General features: G+C 73.5%; 22 protein-coding genes and 1 tRNA gene. 19 read left to right on the top strand and 4 right to left on the bottom strand.

The window, feature by feature from the left end:
• Positions 1–36 precede the first annotated feature (36 nt).
• Positions 37–714: a GntR family transcriptional regulator gene (locus tag ACYVM4_RS01140; protein ID WP_460667376.1), complete on the bottom strand. Its 678-nt coding sequence runs from the start codon at positions 712–714 to the stop codon at positions 37–39.
• A 218-nt stretch (positions 715–932) separates the two neighbouring features.
• On the opposite strand from ACYVM4_RS01140, the gene ACYVM4_RS01135 reads away from it, so the two are divergent.
• Together ACYVM4_RS01135 and ACYVM4_RS01130 are read left to right on the top strand one after the other, a co-directional pair.
• Positions 933–2,888: an AMP-binding protein gene (locus ACYVM4_RS01135; protein ID WP_460667375.1), complete on the top strand. Its 1,956-nt coding sequence runs from the start codon at positions 933–935 to the stop codon at positions 2,886–2,888.
• Positions 2,889–3,031: 143 nt separating this feature from the next.
• Positions 3,032–3,187 carry a hypothetical protein gene (locus tag ACYVM4_RS01130; RefSeq protein WP_460667374.1) on the top strand — a complete coding sequence of 52 codons (156 nt, stop codon included), beginning with the start codon at positions 3,032–3,034 and terminating at the stop codon, positions 3,185–3,187.
• Positions 3,188–3,236: 49 nt separating this feature from the next.
• Here the strand turns inward: ACYVM4_RS01130 and ACYVM4_RS01125 are convergent, their stop codons facing one another.
• Positions 3,237–3,950, bottom strand: a complete 714-nt coding sequence (locus ACYVM4_RS01125; protein WP_460667373.1) for a response regulator — start codon at positions 3,948–3,950, stop codon at positions 3,237–3,239.
• Positions 3,947–5,578, bottom strand: a complete 1,632-nt coding sequence (locus tag ACYVM4_RS01120; RefSeq protein WP_460667372.1) for a sensor histidine kinase — start codon at positions 5,576–5,578, stop codon at positions 3,947–3,949. The genes ACYVM4_RS01125 and ACYVM4_RS01120 overlap by 4 nt, the downstream gene beginning before the upstream one ends.
• A 183-nt stretch (positions 5,579–5,761) precedes the next feature.
• Here ACYVM4_RS01120 and ACYVM4_RS01115 point away from each other — a divergent pair, with 183 nt between their 5' ends.
• From ACYVM4_RS01115 to ACYVM4_RS01045, 15 genes are all read left to right on the top strand, one after another.
• A complete protein-coding gene (locus ACYVM4_RS01115) occupies positions 5,762–7,243 on the top strand; it encodes a cation:dicarboxylate symporter family transporter (RefSeq protein WP_460667371.1) in 1,482 nt (493 codons plus the stop codon).
• Between the two features lie 247 nt (positions 7,244–7,490).
• Entirely contained in the window at positions 7,491–8,384 is an 894-nt protein-coding gene (locus ACYVM4_RS01110; RefSeq protein ID WP_368821151.1) for a ParA family protein, read from the top strand.
• Complete coding sequence (locus tag ACYVM4_RS01105) at positions 8,384–9,286, top strand: segregation and condensation protein A (RefSeq protein WP_460667370.1); 903 nt, start codon at positions 8,384–8,386, stop codon at positions 9,284–9,286. Before ACYVM4_RS01110 ends, ACYVM4_RS01105 begins: the two co-directional genes overlap by 1 nt.
• Positions 9,283–9,897, top strand: coding sequence for an SMC-Scp complex subunit ScpB (gene scpB, locus ACYVM4_RS01100; protein ID WP_368821153.1), 615 nt, complete (start codon positions 9,283–9,285; stop codon positions 9,895–9,897). The genes ACYVM4_RS01105 and scpB overlap by 4 nt, the downstream gene beginning before the upstream one ends.
• Positions 9,898–9,906: 9 nt before the next feature.
• Positions 9,907–10,995 (top strand): pseudouridine synthase, encoded by a 1,089-nt coding sequence (locus ACYVM4_RS01095; protein WP_460667369.1) that lies wholly within the window; start codon positions 9,907–9,909, stop codon positions 10,993–10,995.
• A 9-nt stretch (positions 10,996–11,004) separates the two neighbouring features.
• Entirely contained in the window at positions 11,005–12,129 is a 1,125-nt protein-coding gene (locus tag ACYVM4_RS01090; protein ID WP_368821155.1) for a prephenate dehydrogenase, read from the top strand.
• 68 nt (positions 12,130–12,197) lie between these two features.
• A complete protein-coding gene (cmk, locus tag ACYVM4_RS01085) occupies positions 12,198–12,863 on the top strand; it encodes a (d)CMP kinase (RefSeq protein WP_460667395.1) in 666 nt (221 codons plus the stop codon).
• Between the two features lie 71 nt (positions 12,864–12,934).
• Positions 12,935–14,494, top strand: coding sequence for a ribosome biogenesis GTPase Der (gene der / locus ACYVM4_RS01080; protein WP_368821157.1), 1,560 nt, complete (start codon positions 12,935–12,937; stop codon positions 14,492–14,494).
• Between the two features lie 79 nt (positions 14,495–14,573).
• Positions 14,574–14,647, top strand: a tRNA-Pro gene (locus tag ACYVM4_RS01075).
• Positions 14,648–15,061: 414 nt separating this feature from the next.
• Entirely contained in the window at positions 15,062–16,060 is a 999-nt protein-coding gene (locus ACYVM4_RS01070) for an adenosine deaminase (protein ID WP_460667368.1), read from the top strand.
• Positions 16,061–16,155: 95 nt separating this feature from the next.
• Positions 16,156–16,542, top strand: a complete 387-nt coding sequence (gene gcvH, locus ACYVM4_RS01065; protein ID WP_460667367.1) for a glycine cleavage system protein GcvH — start codon at positions 16,156–16,158, stop codon at positions 16,540–16,542.
• 188 nt (positions 16,543–16,730) lie between these two features.
• Positions 16,731–17,186, top strand: a complete 456-nt coding sequence (locus tag ACYVM4_RS01060; protein ID WP_368821160.1) for an FHA domain-containing protein — start codon at positions 16,731–16,733, stop codon at positions 17,184–17,186.
• Positions 17,187–17,195: 9 nt separating this feature from the next.
• Positions 17,196–17,942, top strand: a complete 747-nt coding sequence (gene ftsR, locus ACYVM4_RS01055; protein ID WP_460667366.1) for a transcriptional regulator FtsR — start codon at positions 17,196–17,198, stop codon at positions 17,940–17,942.
• A gap of 1 nt (position 17,943) precedes the next feature.
• Positions 17,944–18,468 (top strand): bifunctional nuclease family protein, encoded by a 525-nt coding sequence (locus ACYVM4_RS01050; RefSeq protein WP_368821162.1) that lies wholly within the window; start codon positions 17,944–17,946, stop codon positions 18,466–18,468.
• Between the two features lie 172 nt (positions 18,469–18,640).
• Positions 18,641–19,243, top strand: a complete 603-nt coding sequence (locus ACYVM4_RS01045; protein ID WP_368821163.1) for a MerR family transcriptional regulator — start codon at positions 18,641–18,643, stop codon at positions 19,241–19,243.
• A 10-nt stretch (positions 19,244–19,253) separates the two neighbouring features.
• Here ACYVM4_RS01045 and ACYVM4_RS01040 read toward each other — a convergent pair whose 3' ends face one another.
• A complete protein-coding gene (locus tag ACYVM4_RS01040; RefSeq protein ID WP_368821164.1) occupies positions 19,254–20,042 on the bottom strand; it encodes a ParA family protein in 789 nt (262 codons plus the stop codon).
• 350 nt (positions 20,043–20,392) lie between these two features.
• Between ACYVM4_RS01040 and ACYVM4_RS01035 the strand changes: the two genes are divergently transcribed.
• Together ACYVM4_RS01035 and ACYVM4_RS01030 are read left to right on the top strand one after the other, a co-directional pair.
• The gene (locus tag ACYVM4_RS01035) at positions 20,393–23,845 is read left to right on the top strand and encodes a pyruvate carboxylase (protein WP_368821165.1); all 3,453 of its coding nucleotides are present in this window, start codon (positions 20,393–20,395) and stop codon (positions 23,843–23,845) included.
• Positions 23,846–23,937: 92 nt separating this feature from the next.
• On the top strand, positions 23,938–25,380 hold a 1,443-nt coding region (locus tag ACYVM4_RS01030), incomplete at its 3' end, for a mycothione reductase (RefSeq protein WP_460667365.1).

Genomic DNA, 25,380 nt, shown 5'->3' with positions numbered 1-25,380 from the left:
GGACGACCGCCGGCGGCGGTCGGGGTGGGTCCTCGCTCAGCCGGCGGCCTCGAGCGGGGGAGCGGGCTGGACCCACTCGCGGACGGGGGTGTTCAGGACGGCCTGGAGCGAGTTGGCCAGGTGCACGCGCGTCGCGGCCTCGGCGAGCTCCTCGCAGCCGTCCGCGACGGCGCGGGCGATCTGGGCGTGCTCGGCGGCGGCGCGGGCGAGGCGGTCGGGGTTGGTGCGGGAGAGCCTGCGCACCCGGGCCAGGTGCAGGCGCAGGGAGCGCTGGGCCGCGGTGAGGTACGGATTGGCCGTGGCCTCGTCGATGGAACGGTCCATGCGCTCCACGAGGTCGTAGTACTCGGCCCGGTCCGTGCCCGGCCCGTGCAGCTGGGCCACGACCGCCTCGAGCTCGGCGGCCAGTTCCTGGAACACCACGGGGTCGCGGCGCCGGGCGGCGAGCCGGGCCGCCCGGCAGTCGAGGGCCTCCCGCAGCTCGAACAGGGCGCGGACGTCCTCGAGGGAGACCTGGGAGACCACGACGCCGCGGCCCCGGTGCGCCTCCGCGAGACCGTCGGCGGTGAGCCGGCTGAGGGCCTCGCGGATCGGCGTGCGGGAGATGCCGAAGCGCTCCGACTGCTCGACCTCCCCGAGCACCTGGCCCGGTAGCAGCCGCCACTCGACGATGTCCTCCCGCAGGGCCTCGTAGGCGCGGTCGCTGGCTCGCACGGCTCCCTCCTCGCTCTGGCGGACCGTGTCGGGGAGTGCGACGCGGACCCTCGGTGACAGGCATCACAATGCACGAGCATTGTATACACAATTCCGGACGGAAGACGAGAGATTTGGTCCTTCTCGGCTCCTTTGCGCATCAGTGTATACAGAGGCCTTGTCGTGTGTGACCTGCACCACTAGGGTGTCCGGCAGGACCGCAACCCCGGGAGGGACCCATGAGCACCGACCACCGAACACCGCCGCAGGCCGAGGGCTACGCGGAGGCCTACCGTCGCAGCGTGCAGGACCCGGAGGGGTTCTGGCTCGACGCCGCCCGTGCCGTGGACTGGGTGCGCGAGCCCACCACCGCCCTCCACGACGCCGCCGCCCCGCTCTACCGCTGGTTCCCGGACGGCGAGCTCAACACCTCCTACAACGCCCTCGACCGGCACGTGGAGGCCGGCCACGGCGAGCGCACCGCGCTGGTCTACGACTCCGCGGTGCTGGGGATCCAGGAGCGCTTCAGCTACGCGCGCCTGCGGGACGACGTCGCCCTGTTCGCCGGGGCGCTCGCGGAGCGGGGGGTGGGCAAGGGCGACCGGGTGCTCGTCTACCTCCCGATGATCCCGCAGGCCGTCGTGGCGATGCTCGCCTGCGCCCGGCTGGGCGCCGTGCACTCGGTGGTCTTCGGCGGGTTCGCCCCGAAGGAGCTCGCCTCCCGCATCGACGACTCCCGGCCGGTCGTGGTGGTGACCACCACCGGCGGGGTCGAGCCGAAGCGGCGGATCGAGTACATCCCGGCGATCGAGGAGGCCCTGCGGATGGCCGAGCACGCCCCCGGGACGGTGCTGGTGCACGAGCGCCCGGGGTTCGAGACCACGGTCGAGGACGCCCGGGGCCGGGCCGGGGCCGACGGGCGGCCCGCGGTCGAGTGGCTCGACTGGGCGGCCGCCGTCGAGGGCGCCGAGCCCGCGGCGCCCGTGCCGGTCGCGGCCACCGACCCGCTCTACGTCCTGTACACGTCCGGGACCACCGGGGCCCCCAAGGGCGTGGTCCGCGACAACGGCGGGCACGCCGTGGCCCTGACGTGGTCCATGCGCAACATCTACGACGTCGGCCCCGGCGAGGTGATGTGGACCGCGTCCGACGTCGGCTGGGTCGTGGGCCACTCCTACATCGTCTACGGCCCGCTGCTGGCCGGCGCCACGACCGTGCTCTACGAGGGCAAGCCCGTGGGCACCCCGGACGCCGGGGCGTTCTGGCAACGCGTCGAGGACCACGGCGTCAAGGTGCTGTTCACCGCGCCCACGGCCCTCCGGGCCATCCGCCGGGCGGACCCCGAGGGCGAGCTGGTGCGCCGGCACGACATCGGCTCCCTGCAGACCCTCTTCGTGGCGGGCGAGCGTCTCGACCCCGAGACGTACCACTGGGCCTCCCGGGTGCTCGGCGTCCCGGTCGTCGACCACTGGTGGCAGACGGAGACGGGGTGGGCCATCTGCGCGAACCCCTTCGGGATCGAGCGGCTGCCCCTCAAGGCCGGCTCGCCGTCCGTGCCGGTGCCGGGCTACCGGGTGGAGATCCTGGACCCGCTGGGCCGGCCGGTCGCGACCGGCGAGGAGGGCAACATCGCCCTGCGCCTCCCGCTGCCGCCGGGCACGCTGGCCACGCTGTGGGGCGACGACCAGCGGTTCGTGGACTCCTACCTCAGCGCCTTCCCCGGCTACTACGCCACGGGCGACTCCGGTCACGTGGACGAGGACGGCTACGTTTACGTCATGGGGCGCACCGACGACGTCATCAACGTCTCCGGGCACCGCCTGTCCACCGGGGCGATGGAGCAGGTCCTGGCCTCCCACCCGGCGGTCGCCGAGTGCGCCGTGATCGGGGTGGGGGACCCGCTGAAGGGCCAGCGGCCGTCCGGGTACGTGGTGCTCAAGACCGGCGCCGACGTGGCGCCGGACCGGCTCCAGGAGGAGCTCGTGGCGCTGGTGCGCCGGCAGATCGGGGCGGTGGCGGACTTCAAGGACGTGGCCGTGGTGGAGGGGCTCCCCAAGACCCGCTCCGGGAAGATCCTGCGCAAGACCATGCGGCAGATCGCCGACGGCGAGGACTACGCCGTGCCCTCGACGATCGAGGACGCCACCGTGCTGGAGGCCCTCGAGGAGGTGCTGCGCCCGCCGAGCGGACGGTGACGCTCCGGCGCACGACAACGAACCCGTCTCGTTCCCCCGGGGCGGCCGCCACCGCCCCGCACCCCCTCCCGGCCGGGAGCAGCGTGGAGCACGCCGGGCCAAGTCGCGCAGCAGTGGGCCGTGCCCTCGGGGGAGGAGCGGAAATGGGTGTCGACCAGTACCACGAGCCGCCGGGCGAGTTCGAGGCCGCGAGCGGGCTGGCCTCCGCGGAACGGGCGACGGCGGAGAAGGCGACCCCGGAGCGGACGACCGCGGAGCGGACCTCGGCGGAGACGACCGGCGCCGAGCGCGCCGCCTGACGACCGTGCCGTCCGGCCGGGTCGCGGGCTGCCGCGACCGGGCCCCGGGTCAGCGGCCGGGGGAGACGTCCTGCCCGGCCCACCCGTACTCGAGCTCGGGCCGTCCGGGCGTGCCGTGGCGCGGGCGTCGCTGCACGAGGCCGCGTGCCGCCAGGTGCTCGAGGTAGCGCCGTGCCGTGACCCGGGACAGCGTGCTGCGCTCGGCGACCTCACCGGCCGAGAGCCACTCCCCGCCCCGCATCAGCGCGGTGACGGACTCCAGGGTCTGCGGGGACAGGCCCTTGGGCGCGTCCGGGCGGGTGGGCGCACCGAGGGCCGCGAAGGCGCGGTCCACCTCGGCCTGTCCCATCGTTCCCGCAGCCCCCAGGGCGGAGCGGTAGCGCCGGTAGGCGTGGAGCTTCTCCTCGAACACGGCGTAGGTGAAGGGCTTGATGAGATAGCCGACCACGCCGAGGGTGCTCGCCGCCCGGACGGTCGCCACGTCCCGGTGCGCGGTGATCACCAGCAGGTCCACCGTCTCGCCGCGGGCGCGGAGGGTCCGGGCCACGTCGAGACCGGACATGTCCGGCAGGTTCACGTCCAGCAGCACGAGGTCCACGGGGCGACCCGCCCGCCGTGCGGCCTGCACGGCCTGCACGGCCGTCCGCCCGGACACGGCGGTGGCGGCCGCCTCGAAGCCCGGCGAGCGATCGACGTACTGGGCGTGGGCGGCGGCGGTGAGCGGCTCGTCGTCGACGACCAGGACACGGACCGGCGCGCTCACGGGGTCCGCCCCGCCACGGCGTCGCGGGCTACCGGGACGGTCACGGTGAACACGGCCCCGCCGTCGTTGCGGTGCTCGATCCGCGCGCCCCACCGGTCGACGACCTCACGCACCAGGTGCAGGCCCACGCCGCGTCCCTCCGGGCCGGCCGGCTTCGTGGTGACGCCGAGCCCGAACACGTCCTTGGCGAGGTGCTCGGGGACCCCCATCCCGGTGTCCGCGACGGTGATCACCACCGTGTCCCGGTCAGGGTCGGCGTCGTCGGGTGCCCCGGCGATCTCGACCTCGACGACCGGGCGCACCCGGGCGGCGTTGGCCGCCGCGGCCTCGACGGCGTTGTCGACGAGGTTGCCGACGAGGGTCACGAGGTCGGCGGGGGAGACGGGGATGCGGGGCACGTCCGGGTCCACGACGACCTCCAGCTCCACGCCGCGCTCGTGGGCCGCGGCGGTCTTGCCGACCAGCAGGGCTGCGAGGAACGGGTCGGCGAGGTGGGCGAGGAGGTCCTCGGACAGGACCCGGGTGCGCACCATGTCGGCCGAGGCGAAGTCGAGGGCCTCCTCGTCGCGGCCGAGCTCCAGCAGGGAGACGACCGTGTGCATCCGATTGGCGTGCTCGTGGGTCTGGGCCCGCAACGCCCCGGCCAGGGCTGCGGTGGCGCGCAGCTGCCCCGACAGCCGGGAGATCTCCGTGTGGTCCCGCAGGATCACGATCGTGCCGCGCCCGGCGAGCGCCCCGCGGGCCGGGAGGGCCGAGACGATGAGCGTGCGCTCCCCGACCACGAACCACTGCTCCTGCACGGGCGCCCCCGAGCCCAGGACGGCGGCCAGCGCGCCGGGCAGGGCCAGGTCCGCGACCGGGAGGCGCTCGTGCCGGGCCGGTCCGGGGACCCCCGGCGCCCGGACACCGAGCAGCTCCCGGGCCCGGGCGTTGAGCACCTGCACCGCGCCGGCCGTGTCCACGAGCAGGAGGCCCTCGGTGGCCTCGTTGAGCACGGCGTCGTGCAGGGAGTGCACCTGGGCGAGCTCCTCCGGTCCCCAGCCGTGGGTGACCCGGCCCAGGTACCGGGCCCCGAGCGCCGCGACCGTGGCCGACGCGGCGAGCAGCAGCAGCCCGACGAGGAGCACGGCGGGGAGCTGGGCGAGCGCCTGCTGCGAGACGGCCTCGAGGAGGACCCCGGTGGCCACGAGCGCCACGACCGTGCCGTCCTCGTCGCGGACCGGGGCGATGGTGCGCACGGAGGGGCCGAGGTTGCCGCGCTCGGTGCTGGTCCAGGTCTCCCCGGCGAGCGCGTGCGAGCGGTCCCCGCGGTAGGCCTCGCCGACGGAGGAGGGCAGGGGGTGCGTCCAGCGCGTGCCGTCCGGGGCCATGATCGTGACGAAGTCGAGCTCCGTGTCCGCGAGCAGCCGGTCCGTGAGCGGCTGCAGGACGGCGTGCGGGTCCGGGCCGCCCACCGCCTCGAGCACGTACGGGTCGTCCGCGAGGGCCGTGGCGAGGACCCGGGTCACCGCCTCGGCGCGGTCCACGACCGCTCCGCGCTCGTGGGCGAACAGGACCAGGGAGACGGCGAGGGTCACCAGCGCGACCACGGCGAGCTGCATCAGGAGGAAGCGCCGGGCCAGGGACATGTCCGCTCCTCACCCTCCTGGTCGCCCCTCCCGCGGTTGTGGTGGGCGTCACGACCATTATGACCACAACACGACAGGTGACCGGGCGGCGGTGAGACTCGTCACATCGGCCCGGTCCCGGGCCCCGCGCACCACGCACCCGCGCCACCCATCCGCGCCACCCATCCGAACCGGAGGACAAGCATGGCCACCGTCGCCACGGACCCCGTCGACCCGCAACCGCCCGCCCAGAAGCCGAAGAAGGACAGGACGCACTACCTGTACGTCTTTGTGATCGTCGCCGTCGTCGCCGGCGCCGTCCTGGGCCTCGTGGCCCCCGAGTTCGCCCAGACTCTCAAGCCCGTCGGCACCGCGTTCATCGCCCTGATCAAGATGATGATCGCCCCCATCATCTTCTGCACGATCGTCCTGGGCGTCGGCTCCATCGCCAAGGCGGCGACCGTCGGCAAGGTCGGCGGCCTGGCCCTGGCCTACTTCATGGCGATGTCCACCATGGCGTTGGGCATCGGTCTGCTGGTCGGCAACCTGATCCACCCGGGCGAGGGCCTGAACATCCAGGGCTCGGAGTACGAAATCACGGACGCGGGCCACGGTGACGGCGAGGGCGGGACCATCGGCTTCCTGCTCGGCATCATCCCCACCACGCTGCTGTCCTCCCTGACCGAGGGCAACATCCTGCAGACCCTGTTCGTGGCGCTCATCGTGGGCTTCGCCCTGCAGCAGATGGGCCCGGCCGGCAAGCCCGTGCTCAAAGCCGTCGGCTACGTCCAGGCCCTGGTCTTCCGGATCCTGATCATGGTCATGTGGGTCGCCCCGATCGGCGCGTTCGGCGCGATCGCCGGCGTGGTCGGCGAGACCGGTGTGCAGGCCATCGTCTCGATGGCCACCCTGATGATCGCCTTCTACCTCACCTGTGTCCTGTTCATCGTGGTGGTCCTGGGCGGGCTGCTGAAGGCGGTCACCGGCATCAACATCTTCCGGCTCATGAAGTACCTGGGCCGCGAGTACCTGCTGATCTTCTCGACCTCATCCTCCGAGGCGGCCCTGCCGCGGCTCATCGCCAAGATGGAGCACGTGGGCGTGTCCAAGCCCGTGGTCGGCGTCACGGTCCCGACCGGATACTCCTTCAACCTGGACGGCACCGCCATCTACCTGACCATGGCCGCCCTGTTCGTCGCCTCCGCCATGGGCAACCCCCTGGCCCTGGGCGAGCAGGTCTCCCTGCTGGTGTTCATGATCATCGCTTCGAAGGGCGCCGCCGGGGTCACCGGCGCCGGGCTGGCCACCCTCGCCGGCGGGCTGCAGTCCCACCGCCCCGACCTGGTCGACGGGGTCGGCATCATCGTCGGCATCGACCGCTTCATGTCCGAGGCCCGGGCCCTGACCAACTTCACCGGCAACGCCGTGGCCACCCTGCTGATCGGCAAGTGGACGCGCGAGATCGACCTCGTCCAGGTCGAGCGCGTGCTCTCCGGCCAGGACCGGTTCGACGAGTCCACGATGGCCGCGCACTCGCACGGCGCCGCCGAGGACCGGCCCGCCGCCGAGGACCGGCCCGCCGCCGAGGACCGGCCCGCCGCCGAGGGCGACACCCAGCCCGGCTCCGGTGCCCGCGTGGAGGAGTCCGTCGCGGAGAAGGTCGAGGCCGCGGCCGGCCGGCGCTGACCCGCTCCCGCGCCGGAACGCGCGTCCGGCCCGCGCCCGCCGTGCCCCCAGGGGCGCGGCGGGCGCGGGCCGTCGCCGTCCTCCGGCTCCACCGCGGCCCGGGAATTCGGGGCGGCACGGCGGCGGCGGTACCCTGGTAGCTGATCGAGTCCAGGAAAACCCCAGGTCGGCCCGTCCGGCCCGGGCCGCCCCGTGCCCGGGGCCGGTCCGCCCGAGCGCGACCACGAACGAAAGAGCGGTGCCACGAGTGAGCCAGCAGAGCGACGAGAGGAACCCCGGCACGGGCGAGGCCGGGACGGGGACCGTCGGCCTGACCGGCCGTCCCGCCCGCGACTTCCCCGAGCCGCCCGAGCTCTCCACCCACGGGCCCGCCCGGATCATCGCGATGGTCAACCAGAAGGGCGGGGTCGGCAAGACCACCTCGACCATCAACCTGGGCGCGGCGCTCGCCGAGCTGGGCCGCAAGGTCCTGCTGGTCGACTTCGACCCGCAGGGCGCCCTCTCCGCCGGCCTCGGCGCGAACCCCCACGAGCTGGAGCTGACGGTCTACAACGTCATGATGGACCGCTCCGTGGACGTGTGGGACGTGGTCCAGGAGACCGACGTGGAGGGCGTCGACCTGCTCCCCGCCAACATCGACCTCTCCGCGGCCGAGGTGCAGCTGGTCACCGAGGTGGCCCGCGAGCAGGTGCTGGCCAGTGCGCTGCGCAAGCTCGAGGAGCACTACGACGTCATCATCATCGACTGCCAGCCCTCGCTGGGGCTGCTGACGGTCAACGCGCTGACCGCCGCGCACGGGGTGGTCATCCCGCTCATCGCCGAGTTCTTCGCCCTGCGCGCCGTGGCGCTGCTCGTGGACTCCATCGAGAAGGTCCAGGACCGGCTCAACCCCCGTCTGCAGATCGACGGCGTGCTCGCCACGATGTTCGACTCCCGGACCCTGCACTCCCGCGAGGTCATGGCCCGGATCGTGGACGCGTTCGGCGACAAGGTCTTCGACACCGTCATCAAGCGCACCGTGAAGTTCCCGGACGCCACCGTGGCCGCCGAGCCCATCCTCTCGTTCGCCACGGCCCACCCGGGCGCCGAGTCCTACCGCCAGCTGGCGCGGGAGCTCATCTCGCGCGGCGGCGCGCCCTGATGCACCCCGAGGAGCCGCCGGTCCCCGAGGGGCCCGGCGGCTTCGCGGTGCGGCTGGAGGACTTCGCGGGGCCTTTCGAGGTCCTGCTCTCCCTGATCGCCAAGCACGAGCTGGACATCACCCGGATCGCGCTGGCCACGGTCACGGACGAGTTCCTCCAGTACGTGCGCGCCCTGCACGAGATCGGCTCGACCCGGGCGCTCGACGAGGCCAGCGAGTTCCTCGTGGTCGCCGCGACCCTCCTGGACCTCAAGGCCGCCCGGCTGCTGCCGCGCGGGGAGGTCGAGGACGAGGAGGACGTGGCCCTGCTCGAGGCGCGGGACCTGCTCTTCGCGCGGCTGCTGCAGTACAGGGCGTTCAAGGAGGTGGCCGTCCTGCTCGACGAGCGGATGCGGGCCGAGTCCACCCGGCTGCCCCGGTCGGTGCCGCTGGACCCGGAGGTGGCCGCCGTGCTGCCCGAGCTCGACTGGCGGACCACCCCCGAGCAGTTCGCCGAGATCGCCCGCTCCGTCTTCGCGCCCCGGCCCGAGGCGCCCGCGGAGGTCGGGGTGGACCACCTGCACGGGGGCTCCGTGACGGTCCGGGACGAGGCCGAGGTCCTCGCCGGGCTGCTCGAGGACGGCGCCCCGCGCTCCTTCCGGGTGCTCGTCGCGGACGCCGGGTCCACGCTCGCGGTGGTCGTGCGGTTCCTGGCGCTGCTCGAGATGTACCGTGACGCGGTGCTCGAGCTCTCCCAGGAGCAGCCGCTGGGGGAGCTGACGGTCCGCTGGACCGGGGCGGGCACCGGGTGGACCGCCGACCGGCTGTCCGAGGACGCCGCCGGCCCCGAGGACGGGAGCCCGGTCCCGCACGGGGCCACGGTCCCGGTCGAGGTCCCGGCCGCCGCGGGAGCGTCCGCGTGAGCCCCGCGGCGGAGGGCGGACCGGACCTCGAGGCGCTGCCCGGCGGCGTGCGGGCCGCCGTCGAGGCGATCCTGATGGTCGCCGACGAGCCCGTCAGCGAGTACGAGATCGCCGCCGTCCTGGTGGTCCCGGTCGCCTCCGTGCAACGGGTCCTCGACCGGCTCCGCGCCGAGTACGACGGCGTCGCCGCGGATCCGGGGTATGATGGGACGTTGGCGCCGCGCGGGTTCGAGCTGCGCAGCACCGGTGCCGGCTGGCGGATCCACTCGCGCAGCGAGTTCGCCCCTGTGGTCTCCGCGTTCGTCGCGGAGGGACAGACCGCCCGGTTGTCGCAGGCGGCCCTGGAGACCCTGGCCGTCGTGGCCTACCGCCAGCCCGTGAGCCGGGGACGCGTCTCCGCGATCCGCGGGGTCAACGTCGACGGAGTCGTCCGCACGCTCGTGCAGCGAGGCCTGATCCGCGAGCTCGAGCGGGACGGCGAGTCCGGCGCCGTGCTCTACGGCACCACCACGTTCTTCCTGGAGAAGATGGGCATCGGCTCGCTCGACGAGCTCCCCGACATCGCCCCTCATCTGCCGGGCATCGACCAGATCGACCACTACGAGGACTGAGACACCACCATGGCCACTTCACGTTCATCATCCGGCCGCCCCGGGCCCGGCGGCCGCCGCACTCCCGGTTCCCAGGGCGGCCAGAAGCCCCGCACCGGCCAGGGCGGCACGTCGTTCCAGGGCGGGAAGGGCGCCCCCGGCCGCGGCCCCGCCAAGGGTGGTGCCGTCAAGGGCGGACCCGCCAAGGGGGGGACCGCGAAGGGCGGCGCCAAGGGCGGGTCCTCGACGGGCACCGGCCAGGACCGCGGACCCCGCCCGTTCGCGTCCTCCGAGAAGAGCGCCCGGCGGATGCCCGCCACCCCGTACCGCGCCCCGCACCGGAAGCGGCGGCCCACGAACCCGCCCGTGGACCGGCTCGACCAGCACGACCCGGACGGGGTGCGGCTGCAGAAGCTCATGGCCCAGGCCGGCGTGGCCTCGCGGCGCGTGTGCGAGGAGATGATCGAGGCCGGCCGCGTGCAGGTCAACGGGGAGACGATCACGGAGCTCGGCATCCGGGTGGACCCGGACACCGTCGAGATCCACGTCGACGGCGTCCGCGTGCAGCTCGACGAGAACCTCGTCTACTACGCCTTCAACAAGCCCGAAGGGGTGCTCTCCACCATGGAGGACCCCGAGGGCCGGCCGTGCGTGGCCGACTACCTGAACCAGCAGAAGAACGAGCGCGTCTTCCACGTGGGCCGCCTCGACGTCGAGACCGAGGGCCTGCTGCTGCTGACCAACGACGGCGAGCTGACCAACCGGCTCACCCACCCCTCCTACGAGGTGCCCAAGACCTACCTCGTGCAGGTCCGCGGCCCCATGGAGAAGGGCATCGGCACGGCCATGAAGGCCGGCATCGAGCTCGAGGACGGCATCGCCTCCGTCGACTCCTTCCGGCTCGTGGACTCGACCCCCGGCCACCTGCTCGTGGAGGTCGTCCTGCACTCCGGGCGCAACCGCATCGTGCGCCGGCTCTTCGACGCCGTCGGCCACCCCGTCGAGAAGCTCGTGCGCACCGAGGTCGGTCCCATCCGGATCGGGGACCAGCGCCAGGGCACCATCCGCCGGCTCTCCAGGACCGAGGTCGGGCACCTCCTCGCCTCGGTGGGCATGTAGGGAGCACCCGTGACGCAGACCCCCTCCGCGCCGCCGGCCCCCGCGGCGACCTCCGGGCCCGTGCTCGTGGTCGGCGCCGGCCTGCTCGGCGCCAGCATCGGGCTGGGCCTGCGCCACCTCGGCGTGGACGTCTGGCTGCAGGACTCCTCGCCCACCGCCGAGGCCGTGGCCCAGGACATCGGCGCCGGCCGCTCCTGCCGCGCGGCGGGGGAGGACCGGGTCCCGGAGCCGGCCCTCGTCGTCGTCGCCACCCCGCCCGACGTCACCGCGCAGACCGTGGTCGACGCGCTCGGACGCCACCCGGAGGCGGTCGTCCTCGACATCGCCTCCGTCAAGGAGGCGGTGCTGGAGGACGTGCGCGCCCTGGGCGGCGACCTCACCCGGTACGTGGGCACCCACCCCATGGCCGGACGCGAGCGGTCCGGTCCCGTGGCCGCCCGCGGCGAGCTGTTCACGTCCATGCCCTGGGTCGTGTGCGACTCGGGCGCCTCCGCGCCCGCGGCGCTCGCCGCGGCGAAGAACCTGGCCGTGGACCTCGGGGCGACCGTCACGTTCATGGACGCCCGCGAGCACGACGCGACCGTGGCCCTCATCTCCCACCTGCCGCAGGTGATGTCCTCCCTGCTGGCCTCCCGCCTGCAGGACACCCCGCTGCACCACCTGTCCCTGGCGGGCCAGGGGCTGCGGGACACCACGCGCATCGCCGCCTCCGACCCCGGCCTGTGGGTGCAGATCCTCTCGGCGAACGCCGCACCCGTGGTGGCGTCCCTGCACGGGGTGCGCGAGGACCTCGACCGGCTCATCGCGACCCTCGAGGCGCCCCGGGCGCCCGGCGCGCGGCTGGACATCGCCCAGCTCATGGCGGAGGGCAACGCCGGCCGGGCCCGCATCCCGGGCAAGCACGGCGGCGCGCCCCGGGCGTTCGCGACCCTGACCGTGCTCGTCGGGGACGTCCCCGGACAGATCGCCCGGCTGCTCACCGAGATCGGGGAGATCGGCGTCAACCTCGAGGACCTGCGCCTCGAGCACTCCCCGGGCCAGCCCGTGGGCCTCGTCGAGGTCTCCGTGCTGCCCAACCGCCGCAAGGAACTCGTCGAGGCGCTCCAGGAGCGCGGATGGAAGGTCGTGCAGTGAACACCGGAACGAACACCGCCCGCAGCGCAGCACCCGGGACCGGGGCGCCGGCGGCCGCCGGACGCCGGCTGGTCGTCGCCATCGACGGGCCCTCGGGCTCCGGCAAGTCCAGCGTGTCCAAGGAGGTGGCCCGCCGCTTCGGCCTCGCCTACCTGGACACGGGCGCGATGTACCGCGCCCTCACGTGGTGGTGCCTCGACCGCGGGGTGGACCTCTCCGACGGCGGCGCCGTGGTCGAGGCCGCCCGCGACTTCCCGCTCGCCCAGGGCACCGATCCCGACCGGGAGCTGGTGTTCGTGGGCGGGACCGACGTGGGCGTCGAGATCCGGGGCGCCCGGGTGACGGAGGCCGTCAGCGCCGTGGCCACGAACCCGGCGGCGCGGGCGGTGCTGGTGGCCCGCCAGCAGGAGCTCATCGCGGACAGCGGCCGGCGGATCGTGGCCGAGGGCCGGGACACCACCACCGTGGTGGCCCCGGACGCCGACGCCCGGATCCTGCTCACCGCCGACGAACGGGCCCGGATGGCCCGCCGCGGCCTGCAGAACGGCGGCGTCGAGGACGCCGAGCAGCTGCGGGCCCGGGTCGTGGGCCGGGACGCGAAGGACGCCACGGTCGTGAACTTCACCGAGGCCGCCGACGGCGTCGTGACGATCGACTCCTCCGAGCTCACCGTGGAGCAGACCGTCCAGGCCGTCATCGACGTGGTCGTCCGGGCCGCGGGCCGCACCGCCTAGACCGTCCCGCCCCGCACCCCCGACATTTTCCGCACCCCGACCGGCCGCACCCGGCCCAGCGAAGGACAGCCATGACCGGCAACCCCGAGAACCCCGCGCACGACACCGCCCACGACCCCTACGAGGCCGAGATCCTCGGCGGCACCACGGACGACGTCGCCCAGCGGCTCGCGGCCATCGACGACGACGAGGCCGAGCAGCGCGCGCAGGCGCTGCGGGCCGGGCTCGAGGACTACGAGCTCGACGAGGAGGACGCCGCGCTGCTCGCCGAGTGGGCGGAGGACGGCGACCAGGCCCCGGTGCGCCGGCCCGCCCCGGTGCTCGCCATCGTGGGCCGCCCGAACGTCGGCAAGTCGACCCTCGTCAACCGCATCCTCGGCCGGCGCGAGGCCGTCGTGGAGGACACCCCGGGCGTGACCCGTGACCGCGTCTCCTACCGGGCCACCTGGAACGGGCGCAACTTCACGCTCGTGGACACCGGCGGGTGGGAGTACGACGCGAAGGGCATCAACGCCCGCGTCGCCGAGCAGGCCGAGATGGCCGTGGAGTTCGCCGACGCCGTGCTGCTCGTGCTCGACGCCACCGTGGGCGTCACGGCCGCGGACGAGGCCATCGTGAAGATGCTGCGCAAGGTCCGCAAGCCGGTGATCCTGGTCGCCAACAAGGTCGACTCCCCGCAGCTGGAGGTCGAGGCCACCTACCTGTGGTCCCTCGGCATGGGGGAGCCGCACCCGGTGTCCGCCCTGCACGGGCGCGGCGCCGCCGACGTCCTCGACGCGGTCACGGAGCTGCTGCCGGAGTTCTCCGCCGTGGCCGAGACCGAGCTGACCGGCGGCCCCCGCCGCGTGGCGCTCATCGGGCGCCCGAACGTGGGCAAGTCCTCGCTGCTCAACAAGCTGGCCGGGTCCGAGCGCGTCGTCGTGGACCCCCTGGCCGGGACCACCCGCGACCCCGTGGACGAGCTGATCGAACTGGGCGGCAAGCCGTGGCGCTTCATCGACACCGCCGGCATCCGCCGCCGCGTGCACATGGCCCAAGGCGCGGACTTCTACGCGTCCCTGCGCACCCAGGCGGCCCTCGAGCGCGCCGAGGTGGCCGTGGTGCTGCTGGCCGCGGACGAGGTGCTCTCCGAGCAGGACGTCCGCATCCTGCAGCTGGCCGTGGACTCCGGCCGCGCCCTCGTGCTCGCCTTCAACAAGTGGGACCTCATGGACGAGGACCGCCGCTACTACCTCGAGCGGGAGATCGACCGCGACCTCGCCCACGTGGCCTGGGCGCCGCGGGTGAACGTCTCGGCGAAGACCGGCTGGCACAAGGACAGGCTGGTCCCCGCCCTGGAGACCGCCCTGGCCTCGTGGGACACCCGCGTCCCCACCGGGCGGCTCAACGCTTTCCTCGGCGAGATCGTGGCCGCCCACCCGCACCCCGTGCGCGGCGGCAAGCAGCCCCGCATCCTCTTCGGCACCCAGGCCTCCTCCCGGCCGCCGCGCTTCGTGCTGTTCACCACGGGCTTCCTCGACCCCGGCTACCGGCGGTTCATCACCCGTCGCCTCCGCGAGACCTTCGGCTTCGAGGGCACTCCCATCGAGGTGTCCATGCGCGTGCGCGAGAAGCGGAACCGGAAGCGCTGAGGCGCACGCCGAGATGAATTCCGCCGGAGCTTGCTGTAATGTGATGCGAGTGCTCGGGGCGGGAACGCACTGAGCACTTCGGGCTGTGGCGCAGCTTGGTAGCGCACTTGACTGGGGGTCAAGGGGTCGCAGGTTCAAATCCTGTCAGCCCGACGATTCGAGGCCGGTGGACCGCGGGAACGCGGACCACCGGCCTTCTGTCGTCGTCGGTGCCCACGACCCCCACGAGGCCGCGCTCGGCGCCCGCTCCTTCCGTGCGGGCCCACCGGCCGAACCGCCCACCTCGGGCAGCCCCTCGACGGTCAGCGGGGGGGCCGTCCGACCTGGCCCACCACCACGACGACAGGTCTGTCACCCTCTCCTCTCCGACTTCCGCCGCGCGGTGCCGCGCGGCGCCGTCCGGCCACGGGCACGATCCCGGGGAACCCGGCCGCGGAACCGACGGTGGTCGCGCGGTGCGGGGCGACTCGGAGCGGGGACGGAGCCTCTCCGCGGACCGCGGCGCATACACTGCACGGGACGTCGAGTGCTCCGGTCCCCGGGGCCGACCACGAAGGAGCGCCGGAGTTGAACGACCTGCACACCCTGCCCAAGGCCGAGCTGCACCTGCACATCGAGGGCACCCTCGAGCCCGAGCTCGCCTTCGAGCTCGCCGCCAAGAACGGGGTGGCGCTGCCCTACGACTCCGTCGAGGAGCTGCGGCGGCAGTACGACTTCGAGGACCTGTCCTCGTTCCTCGCGCTCTACTACGCCACGATGGCGGTGCTGCGCGACGCCTCCGACTTCGAGAGGCTGACCCGGGCCTACCTCGAGCGCGCGGCCGGGCAGGGCCTGCGGCACGTCGACGTCTTCTTCGACCCGCAGGCGCACACCGTCCGGGGCGTGCCGCTCGGGACGGTGGTCGACGGCATCCGCGCCGCCCTCGACGCCGCCCGTGCCGAGCACGGCCTCACCAGCACGCTGCTGCTGTGCTTCCTGCGGGACCGGCCCGCCGCCGAGGCCGCGGAGCTCTTCGACTCCCTCGGGGACCAGCTGCCGCGCATCGACGGGATCGGCCTCGACTCGGCCGAGGTCGGCCATCCCCCGGCCCTCTTCGAGGAGGTCTACGCGCGGGCGCGGGCGGCCGGGCTGCACGTCGTCGCCCACGCGGGGGAGGAGGCGGGTCCCGAGTACGTCCGGGAGGCCCTGGACGTGCTGCGCGTGGAGCGGGTGGACCACGGGATCCAGTGCCTGCGCGACGCCGGGCTCGTGGACCGCCTCGTCGCGGAACGGGTCCCGCTCACCGTGTGCCCGCTGTCCAACGTGCGGCTGCGCGTGGTCGACACGCTGGCCGACCACCCTGTCCTCGACATGCTCGAGCGGGGACTGCTGGTCACGGTCAACTCGGACGACCCGGCCTACTTCGGCGGCTACGTGGGGGACGTCTTCCAGTGCCTGCGCGGCGCGCTGGGCCTCACCGACGAGCAGGCGGCGGCACTGGCCCGCAACTCGGTGGACGCGTCCTTCGCCGGGACGGAGCGCAAGCGTGCGATCCACGCCGAGATCACCGCGTGGGAGGGGCGCTGAGCGCCCGACACCGGAGGGGCTCCGCATCCCCGGGGCCCCGGTGAGGTCTGTGCCATAATCATGCCGACCGCACCCGCCGGACCAGGAGTGACCCCATGAGCAACATCCCCGCCGACCTGTCCTACACGGCCGAGCACGAGTGGATCGCGGGCCCCGGCGCCGACGGCGCGGTGCGCATCGGGATCACCGACCACGCGCAGAGCGAGCTGGGCGACGTCGTGTTCGTCCAGCTGCCCGAGGTGGGGGAGAACGTCGAGGCGGGCGCCGCCGTGGGGGAGATCGAGTCCACCAAGTCGGTGAGCGACATCTTCGCCCCCGTCTCCGGCGAGGTCACCGCGGTCAACGAGGCGCTCGAGGGCGATCCCGGGACCGTGAACACCGCCCCGTACGCGGAGGGCTGGCTGTTCGAGGTCCGCCCCGCCGGCGAGGACTACCGGTCCGGCCTGCTCGACGCCGAGGGGTACGCCGCCCAGCTCGACTGACCCGCCCAGGACCCCCACCGCGCGCGCCGGGACGTGTCCCGGCCGCCCCTCCGTGTCTCCACCACCCGGTACACTGAAGAGCAACCGGGTGGCTCCGGCCGGTTGTCCGGAAACCGCCGGGACAGGAGGTCGCGGGGTAGGGGTCCCACAGGATCCGTCCACCATCACGTCACCAGTCGAGGGAAGAGATGTCCAGAACCCAGAACGGCTCGAACGCACCCCAGGGGGAGCCGGAGACCACGTCCATCCAGATCGTGGCCGAGGTCCTCTCGCACGCAGCTTCCCACAAGCTCTCCCCCGAGGAGAGCTCCGCGGTCTCCGCGCTCCCGCCGCGCAGCGCCCTGCTCGTCGCCCACGACAGCGGGGGCTCCGGGTCGCGCTTCCTCCTGGACCGGGACGAGGTCCCCGCCGGCCGCCACCCGTCCTCCGAGATCTTCCTGGACGACGTCACCGTCTCGCGCCGGCACGCCCGGTTCGTCCGGCGCGGCGACTCCTTCGAGATCATCGACTCCGGTTCCCTGAACGGCACCTACGTCAACGGCGACCGCGTGGACAGCGCGCGGCTCGACAACGGGGACGAGGTCCAGATCGGGAAGTTCCGGTTCACGTTCTACCGTTCGCTGCGCACGCAGTCGGACCAGTAGAAGGGAGCCATGACCGACCCCGCGGAGACCGATCCCCACCGGGACGACGTCCAGCACGAGCCCCGGGTGGGCATCAGCGCCGTGCTCAAGGAGCTCGGTGCGGACCACCCCGGCATCACCGCCTCCAAGCTGCGCTTCCTGGAGGACAAGGGCCTGGTCCACCCCGCGCGCACCGCGTCGGGCTACCGCAAATTCTCGCGCGCCGACGTGGACCGGCTGCGCCGGATCCTGGAGCTCCAGCGCGACCGCTACCTCCCGCTGAAGGTGATCCGGGAGCGGCTGGACGCCGACGTGGACGCCCGGGCCGACGACGCCCGGCGCACCGCGGAGGCCGCGGACCCCGTCACCGCCCCGCTGCCGGTCGTCAGCGCGCCGCGCACGTACAACCTGCGGGAGCTCGCCGCCCGCACCGGCGCCGGCGTCCCGCTCGTCCGCGAGCTCGTGAGCTACGGGCTGATCCGGGAGCAGAACGGCGCCTTCGACGACCACGCCCTCGCCATCACCCGGGCCGCCCTCGCCCTGACGGCCCACGGCCTGGAACCGCGCCACCTGCGCCCCTTCAAGGCCGCCGCGGACCGCGAGCTGGGCCTCGTGGAACGAGCCGTGGCGCCCCTGACCTCCCGCCGGGACGCCGCCTCGAGGGCCCGCGCCGTCGAGCGCGCCCAGGAGATCTCCGGGCTGTGCCTCACCATCCACACCTCGCTCGTGCGGTCGGAGATCGCCGCGCTCCAGGAGCGGGCCGCGGTGGAGGGCTGACATGGCCGTGCACCAGGTCCTGATGGAGATCGCGGGCGTCCGCATGGACGTGCCGTCGGCGCAGCCCGTCGTCGTGCTCCGCGAGGTCGAGGGCGGACGGCACCTGCCGATCTGGATCGGCACGAACGAGGCGACGTCCATCGTCTTCGCCGTCCAGGGGATCGAGCCGCCCCGGCCTCTGACGCACGACCTCGTGCTGTCGGTGGCCACCGCGTTCGGCCGCACGCTCACCCGGGTGCGGATCCACACGGTCGAGGAGGGCGTCTTCCACGCCGCGCTCGAGTTCTCCGACGGAACGGTCGTCGACTCCCGGGCCTCCGACGCCATCGCCCTGGCCGCACGCACCGACTGCCCCATCCTGTGCACCGAGACCGTCCTCGACGAGGCCGGCCTCGTGATGAGCGGGGACGGGGAGCTGCGGGAGCCGTCCGCCCGCGCGGGAGAGGGGGAGCAGCAGCTGCCCCCGGAGACGCAGGTCGAGCAGTTCCGCGACTTCCTCGACAACGTCGACCCCGAGGACTTCTGACTCCGCGCCGTCCGCCCGACACGGGACCGGGCGGCTGATGGCTTTGACCCCGTCCCCGGGGAGGTCTACCGTCGAAGCAGTACTCGAGGTGTTCCCGGGGGGATCCGGACGTCTCTGCGAGACCACCCACTCCCGGCGCCGCGAGCACCGGGTCCACGAGCGAGGAGGCGGCGTGAGCGACCGCGAGCAGCCCGGCGGCACGGCGGGGACCGGCAGCCCTCCGGCTCAGGGCACCCAGGGCGTCCTCTTCGACGACTCCGTGATCCGGGACGAGTCCGTGGGCTACCGGGGCCCCACCGCGTGCAAGGCCGCGGGCATCACCTACCGGCAGCTCGACTACTGGGCGCGGACGGGTCTCGTGGAGCCCACCGTGCGCGGCGCCTCCGGGTCCGGCACGCAGCGCCTCTACAGCTTCCGCGACATCCTGGTCCTCAAGATCGTCAAGAGGCTCCTGGACACCGGCGTCTCCCTGCAGCAGATCCGCACCGCCGTGGGCGCGCTGCGCGCCCAGGGCGTCGCGGACCTGGCGCAGCTCACGATGATGAGCGACGGCGCCAGCGTCTACGCGTGCACGTCCCCCCACGAGGTCATCGACCTGGTGCAGGGTGGGCAGGGCGTCTTCGGGATCGCCGTGGGCCGGGTCTGGCGCGAGGTCGAGGGAACCCTCGCGGCGCTCCCCGGTGAGCACAGCGGACCGGACCGGGCCCCCGCCCAGGAGCCCCTGCCCGACGACGAGCTCTCCGCCCGCCGGGCCCGCCGGCAGAACGCGGGCTGATCCGGGCGGCTCAGGACGAGCCGTCGAGCAGGCCCTGCAGGATGGCCGTGTACCTCCCGGAGATGTCCCGTGCCTCCGCCCCCGGCCAGCGGTGGATCGGCCAGGCCGCGCCCTGCGCCTGCTGCCACACGGGGAGGTCCGGGATCACCGGGCTGACCAGCAGCGGGCCGAACAGCTCCTGCAGCTCGCCCAGGCGGTGACGGTGCTCCACCGAGGCGTGCTGGACCTTGTTGACCACCACGCCGGCCGCCGGCACGGCCCACGTGCGGCTCTGCTCGAACTGGGCGATCGCCGTCATCGTGCGCTTGGTCCCCGCCACCGAGAACAGCGAGGGCTCCGCCACCGAGAGCACCTTGTCGCTGGCGGCCCACGCGGTGCGGGTCAGGGCGCTCAGCGTGGGCGGGCAGTCGACCAGCACCAGGTCGTACTCCTTGACGTCGGAGAGCGCCCGCTCCAGCCGGCCGAGATCCTTGTCCCGGTACTCGGAGCGGTCGAGGTGGGACGAGCGGGCCGAGCCCGGGGCGACGTCGAGGGCCCTGCTATCCCGGCCGTCCCGCACCGCCCAGGCCGAGGCTACGACCACGCGCTCGAGCGACCCCCGACGAGGCCTGCGCAGCACCCCTCCGATGTCGTGACCGCGCTCCGGGTGCACACCGAGCCCGGTCGTGGCGTCGGCGTGCGGGTCGAGGTCCACCACCAGCGTGGGCACGCCCGCCTGCAGGGCCGCCGAGGCGATCCCCAGGGTCACGGAGGACTTGCCGACACCGCCCTTGAGGCTGCTGACGCTGACGATCTGCACGGAGGGGGCACCCTTCGTTCGCGGGGAAACGGGAGGAACGGCTCCTCGGGTCCGGGATCGGGGGCCGCGGCGAGGAGACGGCTGCGCCCATCGTAGCCGGGTGCGCGCACTCCGTCCCGGTGCGGCGCGGGCCCCGCCCCCGGGCCACCCGCTGTCCTCCGCCCCGCCGGTGCGCGCCGACCACGACGACGCTCTGTGACGACAGTCACAGTGCGCCCCGGGGCGGCGTGGTTCACTGGTCAGGAACGCCCGCGGACGGCCATGCTGACCGTGTGCGCGACGTTGCACGACCTTCGACGAATCAGTGCCCGGATGTCCGCCGGACGGCCCCGGGTGCGGAACGGGTGTTGATGTTCTCCAAGATCCTGGTGGCCAATCGCGGCGAGATCGCGATCCGTGCCTTCCGTGCCGCGTACGAGCTCGGAGCCAAGACGGTGGCGGTGTTCCCGTACGAGGACCGCAACTCGATCCACCGGCAGAAGGCCGACGAGGCGTACCGGATCGGCGAGGAGGGCCACCCCGTCCGGGCGTACCTGGACGTGGCGGAGATCATCCGGGTCGCCAAGGAGTCCGGGGCGGACGCGATCTACCCGGGCTACGGGTTCCTGTCGGAGAACCCGGACCTGGCCCGTGCGGCGGCGGCGGAGGGCATCACCTTCGTGGGCCCGGCGGCGGGCATCCTGGAACTGGCCGGCAACAAGGTCGCAGCACTCAAGGCGGCGAAGCGGGCAGGGATCCCCACGCTGGCCTCGACGGAGCCCTCCGCGGACCCCGAGGAGCTGCTGGAGCAGGCCGCGGGCATCGGGTTCCCCATCTTCGTCAAGGCGGTGGCCGGCGGCGGGGGCCGCGGGATGCGGCGGGTGGAGACCCCGGAGGCGCTGCCCGAGGCGCTGGCCGCGGCGATGCGCGAGGCGGACACGGCCTTCGGGGACCCCACCGTCTTCCTGGAGCAGGCGGTGCTGCGGCCCCGCCACATCGAGGTGCAGATCCTCGCCGACAACGAGGGCGGGATGGTGCACCTGTTCGAGCGCGACTGCTCCCTGCAGCGCCGGCACCAGAAGGTCGTGGAGATCGCCCCGGCCCCGAACCTCGACGAGGGGATCCGCCAGGCCCTGCACCGGGACGCGGTGAAGTTCGCGAAGGAGCTCGGCTACGTCAACGCGGGCACCGTGGAGTTCCTGGTGGACACCGCCGGGGAGCGGGCCGGGCAGCACGTGTTCATCGAGATGAACCCGCGCATCCAGGTCGAGCACACCGTGACCGAGGAGATCACCGACGTCGACCTCGTCCAGTCCCAGCTGCGCATCGCGGCCGGTGAGACCCTGGCGGACCTGGGCATCGCCCAGGACGAGCTCACCGTGCGCGGGGCGGCCCTGCAGTGCCGGATCACCACGGAGGACCCGGCCAACGGGTTCCGCCCCGACGTCGGGAAGATCTCCGCCTACCGTTCCGCCGGCGGGGCCGGGGTCCGCCTGGACGGGGGCACCGTCTACGCGGGGGCCGAGATCTCCCCGCACTTCGACTCCATGCTGGTGAAGCTCACCTGCCGGGGACGGGACTACGCCACCGCGGTGCACCGGTCCCAGCGCGCCCTCGCCGAGTTCCGCATCCGCGGAGTGGCCACCAACATCCAGTTCCTCCAGGCCGTGCTGGCCGACCCGGAGTTCCTCGCCGGCAACGTGGCCACCGACTTCATCGAGCGCCGTCCCGAGCTGCTCGAGGCCCGCACCTCGGGGGACCGGGCGACGAAGGCGCTGACCTGGCTGGCGGAGGTCACGGTGAACCAGCCCAACGGGGAGCGGGTGGAGGGCATCGACCCGCGCACCAAGCTGCCCCGCTACCCGGGCGACAAGCAGGACGAGCCGTTCCGCTCGCCCTTCGACGGGCCCTCCGAGCACACCCCGCCGGACGGATGGCGGCAGCGGCTGCGGGACCTGGGGCCCGAGGGCTTCGCCAGGGCCCTGCGCGAGCAGCAGGCCGTGGCCGTGACCTCGACGACGTTCCGCGACGCCCACCAGTCCCTGCTGGCCACCCGGGTGCGGACCCGGGACCTGCTCGCCGCCGCCCCGGCCTACGCCCACACCCTGCCGCAGCTGCTGTCCGTGGAGGCCTGGGGCGGGGCGACCTACGACGTCGCGCTGCGGTTCCTCGGGGAGGACCCGTGGGAGCGGCTGCGGCTGCTGCGGGAGGCGATGCCGAACATCCCGATCCAGATGCTGCTGCGCGGGCGCAACACCGTCGGCTACACCCCGTACCCCACCGAGGTGACGGACGCGTTCGTGGCCGAGGCCGCGGCGACCGGGGTGGACATCTTCCGGATCTTCGACGCCCTCAACGACGTCGAGCAGATGCGCCCCGCGGTCGAGGCCGTCCGCAGGACGGGCACGGCGGTGGCGGAGGTCGCCCTGTGCTACACCGGTGACCTGCTGGACCCGGCCGAGGACCTCTACACCCTGGACTACTACCTGGACCTCGCCCAGCAGTGCGTCGACGCCGGCGCCCACGTGCTGGCGATCAAGGACATGGCCGGGCTGCTGCGCCCGGCGGCCGCGGCGAAGCTGGTGACCGCCCTGCGGGAGCGCTTCGACCTGCCCGTGCACCTGCACACCCACGACACCGCCGGCGGCCAGCTCGCCACACTGATGGCCGCCATCGGCGCCGGGGTGGACGCGGTGGACGTCGCCGAGGCCTCGATGGCCGGGACCACCTCCCAGGTGCCCGCCTCCGCGCTGATCGCCGCCCTGGCCCACACCGACCGCGACACGGGCATCCCGCTGGAGGCCGCGACCGCCATGGAGCCCTACTGGGAGGTCATCCGCCGGATGTACGCCCCCTTCGAGTCCGGGCTCACCGCCCCGACCGGGCGCGTCTACCGGCACGAGATCCCGGGCGGTCAGCTGTCCAACCTGCGCCAGCAGGCCATCGCGCTGGGGCTGGGGGAACGGTTCGAGGCGATCGAGGACATGTACACCGCCGCCAACGCCATGCTGGGCCGGCTGGTGAAGGTCACCCCCTCCTCGAAGGTCGTGGGCGACCTCGCCCTGCAGCTCGTGGGGATGGGGGTGGACCCGGGCGAGTTCGAGGCGAACCCGCAGAAGTTCGACATCCCGGACTCGGTGATCAGCTTCCTCGCCGGGGAGCTCGGCACGCCCCCCGGCGGCTGGCCCGAACCGTTCCGCTCCAAGGCGCTCGAGGGACGCACCGTCAAGGTCGGGGTCACCGAGCTGGCCCCGGAGGACTCGAAGGCCCTGGCCGGGGACCCGGCGACCCGGCGGGCGACCCTGAACCGGCTGCTCTTCGCCGGCCCCACCCGGGACTACGAGGCCAGCCGGGCGAAGTACGGGGAGCTGGCGCTGCTGCACACCCGGGACTTCCTCTACGGCCTGACCTCCGAGCACGAGCACGTGATCTCCCTCGGCAAGGGGGTGCGGCTGCTGGTGACCCTGCAGGCCATCTCGGAGCCGGACGACAAGGGCATGCGCAGCGTGATGGTCACCCTCAACGGCCAGCCCCGCACGATCGAGGTCCGCGACACCTCGATCGCCTCGTCGGTGCCCGAGACCGAGAAGGCCGACCCGACCGACCCGGGCCACGTGGCCGCCCCGTTCGCGGGGGCGGTGACCGTGACCGTGGCGGAGGGCGACACCGTGGAGGCCGGGGGGCAGGTGGCCACCATCGAGGCCATGAAGATGGAGGCCTCCATCACCGCCCCCACCGGCGGGACCGTCCAGCGTGTGGCCCTCAAGGGCGTCACCCAGGTCTCCGGCGGCGACCTCCTCCTGGCGCTCGGCACCGCGGGCTGACCCGCCACCGCCTCCGCCGCGGTCCCCGGGAGGGCCGCGGCGGAGGCGGTGGCCGACCGGGAGCGGGAGCGGCCGCGCATAGGATGGGCGCCATGCGGAAATTCGATCTCATCATCATCGGCTCCGGCTCGGGCAACTCCATCCTCACCGAGGACTACGAGGGCCTGGACGTCGCCATCGTCGACGGCGGGACCTTCGGCGGCACCTGCCTCAACGTGGGCTGCATCCCGACGAAGATGTACGCGTACCCGGCGAGCGTGGCCCGCCGCGCCCACGAGGCGGACCGGCTCGGCCTCGACGCCGCTGTCCACGGCGTGCGCTGGCGGGAGATGCGGGACCGGATCTTCGGCCGGATCGACGCGATCTCCCACGGCGGGCTCGCGTACCGCCGGACGCTGCCGCACGTGACGGTCTACGAGGAGCACGTGCGCTTCACCGCACCGAGGACCCTGCGCACCGCGTCGGGGGAGGACATCACGGCCGACCAGATCGTGGTGGCGTCCGGTTCGCGACCGGTGCGGCCGGAGATCCCCGGCATGGACCTGCCCCAGGTGCACACCTCGGACACGGTCATGCGCATCGAGGAGCTGCCCCGCCGTGTGGTGGTGGTGGGCGGCGGCTACATCGGCGCCGAGTTCGCCCACGTCTTCTCCAGCCTCGGCGCGCGGGTGACCCAGGTCAACCGCTCCCACCGCATCCTGCGCTACCACGACCCGGAGATCGCCGAGCGGTTCGCGCGCGAGGCCTCCCGGCAGTGGAAGCTCGAGACGGGCTGGTCGCTGAGCGAGGTCGAGGAGTGGGACGGCGACGAGGGCGCCGTGATGGTCACCTTCCGCGACCCGCAGGACCCGGAGCTCGTCATGCGCCTGCCCGCGGACGTGGTGCTCGTGGCCACAGGCCGGCAGCCGAACACCGACGTGCTCGACGCCCGGGCGGGCGGCCTGGACGTGCGGCAGGACGGTCTGCTGGCCGTCGACGAGTACCAGCGGGCCCTCGCCGGGGGCTCTCCCGTCGAGGGCGTGTGGGCGCTCGGCGACATCAGCTCGCCCTACCAGCTCAAGCACGTGGCCAACGCCGAGGCCCGCACGGTGCAGCACAACCTCCTGCACCCCGGCGAGCTCCGGGCCACCGACCACCGGTTCGTGCCCTCCGCCGTGTTCACCAGCCCGCAGATCGCCTCCGTCGGCATGACCCAGCAGGAGGCCGAGCAGTGGGCGGTCGAGCAGGGCAGCGAGATCACGGTCAAGGTGCAGGACTACGGGGCCACGGCCTACGGGTGGGCCATGGAGGACCGCACGGGCCTGTGCAAGCTGATCGCCGAGAAGGGCACGGGGCGCCTCCTGGGCGCGCACCTGATCGGGGAGGAGGCCTCCCTGCTCATCCAGCCCCTGGTGCAGGCCATGTCCTTCGGCCTCGACGCCCACACGATGGCCCGCGGCCAGTACTGGATCCACCCCGCCCTGAGCGAGGTCGTGGAGAACGCGCTGCTGGGCCTCGACGTCCCCGAGCACTCGCCGCTGGCCCCGGGGGCCCTC

The sequence above is a fragment of the Kocuria himachalensis genome (genome assembly GCF_054784195.1).
Note: the sequence above shows the minus strand (reverse complement) of the source record. Positions and strands in the feature narration are given on the sequence as shown.

What these genes read in the sequence shown, in the direction of transcription:
- ACYVM4_RS01120 (WP_460667372.1), bottom strand. Translation starts at nt 5,578, where the DNA reads ATGTCCCTGGCCCGGCGCTTCCTCCTGATGCAGCTCGCCGTGGTCGCG.
- der (WP_368821157.1), top strand. Translation starts at nt 12,935, where the DNA reads ATGACCGGCAACCCCGAGAACCCCGCGCACGACACCGCCCACGACCCC.
- ACYVM4_RS01135 (WP_460667375.1), top strand. Translation starts at nt 933, where the DNA reads ATGAGCACCGACCACCGAACACCGCCGCAGGCCGAGGGCTACGCGGAG.
- ACYVM4_RS01095 (WP_460667369.1), top strand. Translation starts at nt 9,907, where the DNA reads ATGGCCACTTCACGTTCATCATCCGGCCGCCCCGGGCCCGGCGGCCGC.
- ACYVM4_RS01035 (WP_368821165.1), top strand. Translation starts at nt 20,393, where the DNA reads ATGTTCTCCAAGATCCTGGTGGCCAATCGCGGCGAGATCGCGATCCGT.
- ftsR (WP_460667366.1), top strand. Translation starts at nt 17,196, where the DNA reads ATGACCGACCCCGCGGAGACCGATCCCCACCGGGACGACGTCCAGCAC.
- ACYVM4_RS01105 (WP_460667370.1), top strand. Translation starts at nt 8,384, where the DNA reads ATGCACCCCGAGGAGCCGCCGGTCCCCGAGGGGCCCGGCGGCTTCGCG.
- ACYVM4_RS01060 (WP_368821160.1), top strand. Translation starts at nt 16,731, where the DNA reads ATGTCCAGAACCCAGAACGGCTCGAACGCACCCCAGGGGGAGCCGGAG.
- gcvH (WP_460667367.1), top strand. Translation starts at nt 16,156, where the DNA reads ATGAGCAACATCCCCGCCGACCTGTCCTACACGGCCGAGCACGAGTGG.
- ACYVM4_RS01050 (WP_368821162.1), top strand. Translation starts at nt 17,944, where the DNA reads ATGGCCGTGCACCAGGTCCTGATGGAGATCGCGGGCGTCCGCATGGAC.
- ACYVM4_RS01115 (WP_460667371.1), top strand. Translation starts at nt 5,762, where the DNA reads ATGGCCACCGTCGCCACGGACCCCGTCGACCCGCAACCGCCCGCCCAG.
- ACYVM4_RS01130 (WP_460667374.1), top strand. Translation starts at nt 3,032, where the DNA reads ATGGGTGTCGACCAGTACCACGAGCCGCCGGGCGAGTTCGAGGCCGCG.